Origin of the sequence: Streptomyces phyllanthi (assembly GCF_009377205.1) — a bacterium.
Lineage (GTDB): Bacteria > Actinomycetota > Actinomycetes > Streptomycetales > Streptomycetaceae > Streptomyces > Streptomyces phyllanthi.
The window spans coordinates 1-9,120 of sequence record NZ_VJZE01000387.1 but is presented as its reverse complement, the minus strand read 5'-3'; the positions used below and the strand labels follow the sequence as shown (position 1 = coordinate 9,120).

At 72.6% G+C, this 9,120-nt stretch carries 9 protein-coding genes; 6 read left to right on the top strand and 3 right to left on the bottom strand.

Annotation, left to right across the window (positions count from 1 at the left end):
* The 4 genes from FNH04_RS35320 to FNH04_RS35305 form a co-directional block, all read left to right on the top strand.
* The coding region (locus FNH04_RS35320) for an ATP-binding cassette domain-containing protein (RefSeq protein WP_152789933.1) at positions 1 to 683 on the top strand (683 nt) is incomplete at its 5' end.
* Entirely contained in the window at positions 683 to 1,399 is a 717-nt protein-coding gene (locus FNH04_RS35315) for an ABC transporter permease (RefSeq protein ID WP_152789932.1), read from the top strand. The genes FNH04_RS35320 and FNH04_RS35315, both read left to right, overlap by 1 nt.
* 14 nt (positions 1,400 to 1,413) lie before the next feature.
* Positions 1,414 to 2,724 carry a sensor histidine kinase gene (locus FNH04_RS35310; RefSeq protein WP_152789931.1) on the top strand — a complete coding sequence of 437 codons (1,311 nt, stop codon included), beginning with the start codon at positions 1,414 to 1,416 and terminating at the stop codon, positions 2,722 to 2,724.
* Positions 2,725 to 2,781: 57 nt separating this feature from the next.
* Positions 2,782 to 3,414, top strand: a complete 633-nt coding sequence (locus FNH04_RS35305) for a response regulator transcription factor (RefSeq protein ID WP_152789934.1) — start codon at positions 2,782 to 2,784, stop codon at positions 3,412 to 3,414.
* Between the two features lie 82 nt (positions 3,415 to 3,496).
* On the opposite strand, the gene FNH04_RS35300 is transcribed toward FNH04_RS35305, so the two are convergent.
* The 3 genes from FNH04_RS35300 to FNH04_RS35290 form a co-directional block, all read right to left on the bottom strand.
* A complete protein-coding gene (locus FNH04_RS35300) occupies positions 3,497 to 4,384 on the bottom strand; it encodes a hypothetical protein (protein ID WP_152789930.1) in 888 nt (295 codons plus the stop codon).
* Positions 4,381 to 4,923, bottom strand: a complete 543-nt coding sequence (locus FNH04_RS35295) for a SigE family RNA polymerase sigma factor (RefSeq protein ID WP_152789929.1) — start codon at positions 4,921 to 4,923, stop codon at positions 4,381 to 4,383. The genes FNH04_RS35300 and FNH04_RS35295 overlap by 4 nt, the downstream gene beginning before the upstream one ends.
* Before the next feature lie 184 nt (positions 4,924 to 5,107).
* A complete protein-coding gene (locus tag FNH04_RS35290) occupies positions 5,108 to 6,535 on the bottom strand; it encodes an MFS transporter (protein WP_152789928.1) in 1,428 nt (475 codons plus the stop codon).
* A gap of 299 nt (positions 6,536 to 6,834) precedes the next feature.
* Between FNH04_RS35290 and FNH04_RS35285 the strand changes: the two genes are divergently transcribed.
* Together FNH04_RS35285 and FNH04_RS35280 are read left to right on the top strand one after the other, a co-directional pair.
* The gene (locus FNH04_RS35285) at positions 6,835 to 8,355 is read left to right on the top strand and encodes an MFS transporter (protein ID WP_152789927.1); all 1,521 of its coding nucleotides are present in this window, start codon (positions 6,835 to 6,837) and stop codon (positions 8,353 to 8,355) included.
* 72 nt (positions 8,356 to 8,427) lie between these two features.
* A complete protein-coding gene (locus tag FNH04_RS35280; RefSeq protein ID WP_152789926.1) occupies positions 8,428 to 9,078 on the top strand; it encodes a class I SAM-dependent methyltransferase in 651 nt (216 codons plus the stop codon).
* Positions 9,079 to 9,120: the final 42 nt, after the last annotated feature.

Genomic DNA, 9,120 nt, shown 5'->3' with positions numbered 1-9,120 from the left:
GGGCCATGCTGCAGGACGCCCGGCTCGTGCCCCGGGTCACCGTGCGCGAGCTGGTCTCGTTCGTGGCGGGGCGCTATCCGGAGCCGCTGCCGGTGGCCGACGCGCTGGAGCTGGCGGGCGTCACCCCTCTCGCGGGGCGCCGGGTCGACCGGCTCTCCGGCGGCCAGGCGCAGCGCGTGCGCTTCGCGGTGGCGCTGGCGGGGAACCCCGCGCTGATCGTCCTCGACGAGCCGACGGCGGCCCTGGACGTGGAGGCGCGGCACGTGTTCTGGACGTCGATGCGGGCGTACGCGCGGCGCGGCCACACCGTCCTGTTCTCCACGCACTACCTGGAGGAGGCCGACGCGCACGCGGACCGGATCGTGGTCATCGACCGCGGCCGGATCGTCGCCGACGGCACCGGCGAGCAGCTGCGGCGGGCGGCGGGCGGCAACCTCGTCTCCGTCGACCTGGCGGGCCGTACGGCCGACGGCCTGGAGCTGCTGCCGGGGGTCGTGTCCGTCGAGGTGCGCGGGCGGCGGGCCCGCCTGCGGACGGACGACTCGGACGCGACGGTGGTCGCGCTGGCGGGGATGGGCGCCGTACGGGGGCTGGAGGTCGCTCCGGCGTCGCTGGACGACGCGTTCCTGGCCCTGACCGGCGACTCCACCCCCACTCGTGCACAGGACCGGGAGACGGTGTGATGCTCGACTATCTGCGGCTCGAGATACGGCGGACGCTGCGCGACACGGGCTTCGTGATCGGCGGCGTCGCGATGCCGGTGATGATGTACCTGCTGTTCACCAACCTCGGTGACCAGGACGGGACGTGGAAGACGGCCTCGATGGTGGGGATGGCCGCCTACGGGGCGCTGGGCTCCGCGCTGAGCACCGGCGGCGGGGTCGCCGAGGACCGGGCGACCGGCTGGCTGCGGCAGCTGCGCGTCACGCCGATGACCCCGCGCGAGGTGGTGCTGGGCCGGGCGCTGACGGGTTCGGTGACCGTGCTCCCGGCCATCGTGGCGGTGCTGGCCGCGGGCGGGCTCGTCAACGGCGTACGGCTGGACGCCTGGCAGTGGGCGGCGATCGCGGTGCTGCTGTGGCTCGGCTCGGTGCCGTTCACGCTGCTCGGCCTGGGCAACGGCTACCGGCTGACCGCGCAGACCACGGGCGTGGTGAACCTGGTGTGCAACCTGGGGCTGGCGGTGGTCGGCGGGCTCTGGTTCCCGCTCTCCCTCTTCCCCGACTGGCTGCGCTCCGTGTCCGCGTACACGCCGACGAACCGTTTCGCCGGGCTCGGCACGGCGGTCGCCGACGGTCACGCCCCGTCGCCCGGCACGATCGCGGTGCTCACGGTGTGGCTGCTGCTGTTCGGTTCGTACGCTGTGGTCTCGTACCGACGGTCGGGGCGGACCGTCTGAACAAGGGGGAAGCAATGGCCCGGACGTCATGGGGGCGCGGGGTGGCCTGCCGGCTGGAGGCGTCGCGGCGCACACTCCGGCACTGGCGGTCGGACCGCGAGAGGTTCCTGGAGGATCAGCGGGCCGTGCGAAGGACGGGCAAGCTCCCCGAGGAACTGGGCCCGCCCCCGAACGGCTTCGCCCTGCTCCCCTGGCTCCTGATGGGCATGGGCGCCTTCTCGAACCTCTGGCAGGGCAAGACCCCGAACCCGTGGATCGGAGGGATCGGCATCCTCGCCTTCAACTCCCTCTACATCTACGTCGTGTTCCGCGCCTTCGTGAAGGAGGCGCGCGAGGCACGCTCCACCCGCGTGGCACTGGTCCTGATGGGCGTGGTGACCTGCGCACTCGCGATCGGCTACGGCGGCAGCTGGACGGCGTTCTTCCCTCTGCTGGGCCTGGCGGTGGGCGCGATCGTACGGGGCCGGTGGCTGGGCTGGACCGGCCTCGGGCTGAGCGCGCTCGCCGGGCTGGTGGCCGGGCTGCGCGACGGGTGGGGCGCCGTGGGCGTCGCGTACGGCACCTTCCTGTCCACCATGGTCACCGCCGCGATCCTCTCCCTCTCCGAGGCCGTACGGGAACTGCGCGCCGCCCGCGAGGAGCTGGCGCGCCGGGCGGTGGAGAAGGAGCGGATGCGCTTCTCCCGCGATCTGCACGACCTGCTCGGTCACACGCTCTCGGTGATCGTCGTGAAGTCGGAGGCGGCCCGGCGGCTGGCGCCCCGCGATCTGGACGCGGCGCTCCTCCAGGTCAAGGACATCGAGTCGGTCGGCCGCCAGGCCCTGACGGAGATACGGGAGGCGGTGACGGGCTACCGGGAGGGCAGCCTGACGACGGAACTGGACCGGGCCCGCTCGGCGTTGACCGCGGCGGGGGTGACGCCCGAGGTGCGTCTCTCCGGCCCTCCACTGGCTCCCCAGACCGAGGCCCTCCTCGGCTGGGTGGTGCGTGAGGCGGTCACCAACGTCGTACGGCACAGTGGCGCGACCCACTGCGCCATCACCCTCACCGGGGCTCCCGAGCGGGTCCGGCTCACCGTCACGGACGACGGTCCCGGTGTCGTGCCCGGCTCGCAGTCCGGCGATGGCACCGGTCTGAAGGGGCTCACCGAACGTCTCGCCGCGGCGGGCGGTTCCCTGGAGGCGGGCCCTGGTCCAGGAGGCGGTTTCGCCGTACGGGCCGAGCTTCCCGTGGAGTCGCTGGAGCCGGAACCTGAGCCGGAGCGGGAACCGAGACCGGAGCGGAAGCCGGATCCGGAGCGGGAGCCGAGACCCGAACCGGCCTGACGCGCCTGCGGCGGCCCTATACGCGTCCCTCCGCCCTAATCTTGGCCCGTGAACGAGATGCCCCGGGAGCACCGGCCCGCGAAGTCCATCCGCGTCCTGCTCGCCGAGGACCAGGGAATGATGCGGGGCGCCCTCGCCCTCCTCCTGGGCATGGAGGCCGACATCGAGGTCGTGGCGCAGGTCGCGGCCGGGGACGGGATCGTGGACGCCGCGCTCGCGCACCGACCCGACGTGGCGCTGCTGGACATCGAACTGCCGGGGATGAGCGGTCTGGACGCCGCCGCCGAGTTGCGTGAGCAGGCGCCGGACTGCCGGGTGCTGATCCTCACGACGTTCGGGCGGCCGGGGTATCTGCGGCGGGCCATGGAGGCGGGCGCCGCCGGGTTCCTGGTGAAGGACGGGCCGGTGGAGGAGCTCGCCGAAGCCGTCCGCCGGGTGCTGGCCGGTGAGACGGTCGTCGATCCGGCGCTCGCCGCGGCCGCCCTCAGCGCGGGCCCCAACCCGCTGACCGCCCGCGAGTGCGACGTCCTCAAGGCCTCCGTGGACGGCGCGACCGTCGCCGACATCGCCGCCAGGCTCCACCTGTCCGAGTCCACGGTCCGCAACTACCTCTCCTCCGCCATCGGCAAGACGGGCACCCGCAACCGCATGGAGGCGATGCGGGAGGCCCGGCAGCAGGGGTGGCTGTGACGGCAGGGGCGCCCCCCGTGGACACCCCTGCCGCCGCGTACGCCTACTCCGGCCGCGTACGCCTACTGCGGCCGCATGGGCCTCACTTCATCACCTTCGTCGAGTCGTGGGACAGCCCCTTGGGCGCCAGCACGACGAACCAGCTCATCGAGGAGCCCTCGGCGTCGAGCAGCCGGGGAGTCCGCGGATCCTGGTCCCCGGTGTCGTGCTCGTCGCGGTTGATCTCGGTGGTCGTCCCGTCGGACCAGGTGACGCGGACCTGCTGGGCGGTCGGGTCGACCTTGCCGACCACGAGCTGCCGGTCGGACAGCTTGCCGGACCCGGTCGTCAGCGCGATGGGGTCGAACAGCGGCGTCGTGTAGGTCTTGGGGTCCCCGCCCGACGGGACACCGCCCTCGGCGAACGCCTCCTCGACCACCGACGAAGCCTGGTCGCCCACGGTCAGGCGCACGTAGAGGCGGCTCTTGCCGATCCAGTCCGACTGGTCCGGGGCCGCGGGAACCGTCGAGCCCCGGTTGAGGACCACCTCCGCCACCTTGTAGGTGCGCTTCATCGCCGCGTACTGCCGGTCCGCCTCCGCCTCGTTCCGTGGCGCCCCCCAGACGTCGACGGTCACCTTCCAGTCCTTGCCTTGTTCGCGTCCCGTACCCACCGTCGTCTTCCGCGGCTTGTACACATGCCGCTCCTCCGCCGTGTACGGCCGCGTCGCCGCCGAGGACCCCCGGTCCCCGTCGCCGTCCATCACCCCGGACAGGGCAAGCGTGCCGGTCGAGCCCGCGATCACCACCGCCGCGACGGCCGTGACCGCCCAGCGACGGGTCTTCCGGCGCCGGCCGCCCCGTACGACCGCCTGGTAGGGGGCCGTACCGATCTCGACCGCGTCCGCCGCGTCCGCCAGCAGCAGGGCGATGCCCTGGGGCACCGCGTCGTCGTGTGCCATCCCGTGGTCGGTCTCCCGCTCCGGACTCATCGCGTCCGCCCTCCCTGCGTCACCGTCTCCGCCAGGCCCGGCAGGGCCCGGAGCTTCGCGATCCCCTTCGCCGCGTTGCTCTTCACCGCTCCCACGGAGCACCCCATCGCCTCCGCGGCCTGTCCCTCGCTCAGGTCCTCCCAGTACCGCAGGACCACCGCCTCCCGCTGGCGCGGGGGCAGTTGGGACAGCGCCTTCAGCAGCGCGCCCCGGTCGTCGGCCTGGGCGATCCGGTCACCGCCGTCCGGCAGTTCGGGCACCAGGGGCGAGTCGCTCCTCGGTGCCAGGAACTCCTTGAGGCGTCTGCGGTGTCTGCGCGCGTGTGCGTTGATCATCACGCGCCGTACGTACGTGTCCGGGTCGTCGGCCGAAGCGACCCGGCTCCAGGCCACGTAGACCTGTTCGAACGTCGTCTGGACCAGGTCCTCCGCGGCGTGCTGCTCCCCTGTGAGAAGGAACGCCGTACGCAGCAACCGTGGCCAGCGACCGATGAAGAAGCTCTGGAACTGCGCGTCCCGAGCCTGCTTCCGACCCCCCATGGGCACCTCCTTGATGCCTCATACAGTCCATGGGGACCGGATTCCGTTGCCCCGCCCGTCCGGTGAACTTCCTCCGCTCACCGGCCCTGCTCGCAGGCCTCCGCGCACCGGCCCTGCTCACCGGCCTCCGCTCGCCGGCCCCTGCTCACCGTCCCCCGCTCGTCTCAGTCCGAGGAACCCCCGCTCAGTCCGAGGAACCCCCGCGCGGCAGCCACACCAGCATCAGCACCGTCCCCACGAGCAGTACCGTCCCGCCCGTACGGAACACCAGCGCGTACCCGGCCGTGAGCGCCTCCGGCGACGTACCCCCGGCCGTGCGGACCGCCGCGACCGTCGACATGACGGCCAGGCCGAGTGAACCGCCCATCGTGCGCGAGGTGTTGACGAGCCCGGACACCAGCCCGGCGTCCCCGGGCGCCGCCCCGGAGGTGGCGAGCGCCGCGAGCGGCGTCGCCGACAGGCCCGCGCCGGTCATCATCAGGACGCCGGGGATCAGGATCGCGGTCGTGTACGAGCCGTCCGCCGTCATCGTCGACTGCCACGCGAGGCCGACGGTGGCCACCAGCATCCCGAACACGGCGACATGGCGCGGCCCGAGCACACGCATGAGCCGGGGCGCGGCCTTGGCGCCCAGCACCACCGCGAGCGAACTCGGCACCAGGGCGAGCCCGGCGTCCAGCGGCGGGTAACCAAGCACGTTCTGCGCGTACAGCGTCATGAAGTACCACATGCAGAACATCACGGCCCCGCACAGGAACATCGCCGCGTTGGCCGACGCCACCGACCGCAGCCGCAGCAGCTTCGGCGGCATCAGGGGCTTCCGCGTGCGCGCCTCCACGGCCAGGAAGGCGCCGATCAGCACCGGTCCGGCGAGCAGCGGCACCAGGGTCACGGCCGCCGTCCACCCCTCGGCCTCGGTCTGCACGATGCCGAACGCGAGGGTCGCCAGGCCCGCCGTCACCAGCACCGCGCCCGGCAGGTCCAGCCGACGCCCGCCCCCCGCCCGGCTCTCCACGAGCCGCAATGCCGCGCCGACCAGCATCACGGCGCCCACGGGCACGTTGATGAGCAGTACCCACCGCCACGACAGAGCGTCCACGAGCACCCCGCCGACCAGTCCGCCCACGGCTCCCCCGCCCGCGCCGACCGACATCCACGTCGCGATGGCACGGGCGCGCGCGGGCCCCTCCGGCACGGTCGAGGTGACGATCGTCAGCGTGGCGGGCGCGAGCACCGCGGCCCCGAGCCCCTGGGCGGCCCGCGCGACGAGCAGCTGCCAGCCCTCCTGGGCGAGGCCGCCGCCCAGCGACGCCATGGTGAAGAGGGCGAGCCCCACCAGGAACATCCGCTTGCGTCCGTACAGGTCACCGGCGCGCCCGCCCAGCAGCATGAAGCCGGCGAAGGTGATCGTGTACGCGTTCACGACCCACTGCAGCCCCGTCGGGCTCAGCCCCAGGTCGGTCCGCATCGAGGGCAGCGCCACGTTGACCACGGACACGTCGAGGACGACGAGGAACTGCCCGGCGCACGCGAGTGCGACCACGAGCCAGGTGGGCGGCGCGGTGCGGCTCGGCCTTCGGGTGTCTTCACGGGCGCGCAACATGCGCGACATGCTCTCAACCGCCCGCCGTTTCCGGTATCGGCTTTTCGCGCCACCGGCACTCGGCCACGAGACCGAGGTCCTGCGACTCATGTCCCGTGACTGATGTCCCGCGACTGATGTCCCGCGACTGATGTCCCGCGACTGATGTCCTGTGGACACACCAGGCCCTGACGAAAGATCAGAATCCCATGAGATGGTCAAGATTTCCTTAGGAGCCCGAAGCACCGGAATAGTTGCCCCAGCACACGGGGTTGATCATGCACGTATCTCGTCGATCCCGTGATCCCCCCGGCCGGAGGCCCCACTCAATGGCGCAGGCGCACCCGCAGACACAGACGCACACGGCGGAGGACCGGCTGCCCGTACGGAGACAGTCCGGCGCGCTCGTCCCGGTCCTGGCCTTCGCGGGGATCGTCGTGGCGGTGATGCAGACCCTGCTCGTACCGGTGGTCAAGGACCTCCCCGAGCTGCTGGACACCTCGCCCGGCAACGCCACCTGGGTCCTGACCTCGACCCTGCTCTCCGGAGCCGTGGCCACACCCATCATGGGCCGCCTCGGCGACCTCTACGGCAAGCGGCGCATGCTGATCGCCAGCCTGGCGGTGATGGTGGCCGGCGCCCTGGTCAGCGCCTTCACCAGCGAACTGCTCACCATGATCGTCGGCCGCACCCTCCAGGGCTTCGCCATGGGCGTGATCCCGCTGGGCATCGGCCTGATGCGCGACCTGCTGCCCCGCGAGCGGCTCGGCTCCGCGATGGCCCTGATGAGCTCCTCGATCGGCGTCGGCGGCGGACTCGCGCTGCCGCTCGCGGCCCTCGTGGCCCAGCACGCCGACTGGCACACCCTGTTCTACGGCTCCGCCGCCATGGGCGCCGTCTCCATCCCGCTCATCCTCCTCACCGTCCCGGAGTCGCCGACGCGCGCGGGGGGCGGCTTCGACGCGCTGGGCGCGCTCGGCCTCTCCCTGGGCCTGGTCCTCTTCCTCCTGCCGATCACCAAGGGCGCCGACTGGGGCTGGGCCTCCGGCACCACGCTCGGCCTGTTCGCCGCCTCGCTCATGGTGCTGCTCCTGTGGGGCGTGTTCGAGCTGCGCTCCAAGGCCCCGCTCGTCGACCTGCGCACCACCGCCCGCCGCGAGGTGCTCCTCACCAACATCGCCTCGATCATGGTCGGCGTCTCCTTCTACGTCGTCTCCCTCGTCCTCCCCCAGTTGCTCCAGCTCCCGGTCACCACCGGTTACGGCCTCGGCCAGTCGCTCGTCGTCACGGGCCTGTGCATGGCTCCGCTCGGCCTGGTGATGATGTTCACCGCGCCGGTGTACGCCCGCCTCTCCGCGCGCTACGGCCCCAGGTCGACCCTCGTCACCGGACTGCTGATCATCGCGATCGGCTACGGCGCGGGCCTCGGCCTGATGAGCGCCGCCTGGCAGACCGTCGTCGTCTCGGTGGTCCTGGGCACGGGCATCGGCCTGGCGTACTCGTCGCTGCCCGCGCTGATCGTCGGCGCCGTGGACCCCTCGGAGACGGGCGCCGCCAACGGCCTCAACACCCTGATGCGCTCCATCGGTACGTCGCTGTCGAGCGCCGTCATCGGCATGGTGCTGGCCAGTACGGCGAACCAGGTGAACGGCGTCGCGGTCCCGACCCTGCACGGCTTCCGGATCTCGTTCCTGATCGCCACGGCCGCGGTCGCCCTGGGCCTGCTCCTGGCGCTGTTCCTGCCGCGCCGCCGCCCGTCCGGCCAGGGCACGCTCGCGTCGTCCGCGACCCGGCCGGCCGACGCGGACAGTCCCGTACCCGCCACCGCCACCGCCACCACGGGCTCCTGACCCGTCCCCCACGCCCCTCCGGACGTACGGCAGCATGGGCGCCCACACATACGTACGACCGAAAGGGGCCCCATGCCCACGGCACCCAAGCCGGAGATCCTCGCCGCCTTCGAGGCCGCCAAGGGGTTCATGCCCGTGCGGGAGGGACTCGCGGTGTACGAGGCGGCCGTCGAGGCGGGCCGGCTCGGGCTGCCCCTCCTGGAGGTCGGTACGTACTGCGGCCGCTCCACGATCCTCCTCGCCGACGCGGCCCGCGCCTGCGGGGTCACGGCGGTCACGGTCGACCACCACCGGGGCAGCGAGGAACAGCAGCCCGGCTGGGAGTACCACGACCCGGAGACGGTCGACCCCGAGCTCGGCCTGATGGACACGCTGCCCACGTTCCGCCGCACGCTGCACAGGGCGGGCCTGGAGGACCACGTCATCGCCCTCGTCGGCCGCTCGCCGCTCATCGCGAAGATCTGGAACTCGCCCCTCGGCCTCGTGTTCATCGACGGCGGCCACACCGACGAGCACGCGACCGCCGACTACGAGGGCTGGGCACCCCACGTGGCCGAGGGCGGCCTGCTCCTGATCCACGACGTGTTCCCGGACCCGGAGGACGAGTTCACCGGCCAGGCCCCGTACCGCGTCTACCTCCGCGCCCTGGACTCCGGCGCGTTCACCGAGATCCCGGCGACCGGCTCACTGCGCGTGCTGCGGCGGACGGGCACGGGGATCTGAGCGGCGAGAACCGGAGTCCCCGTCGACTTCACGGCGCCAGGC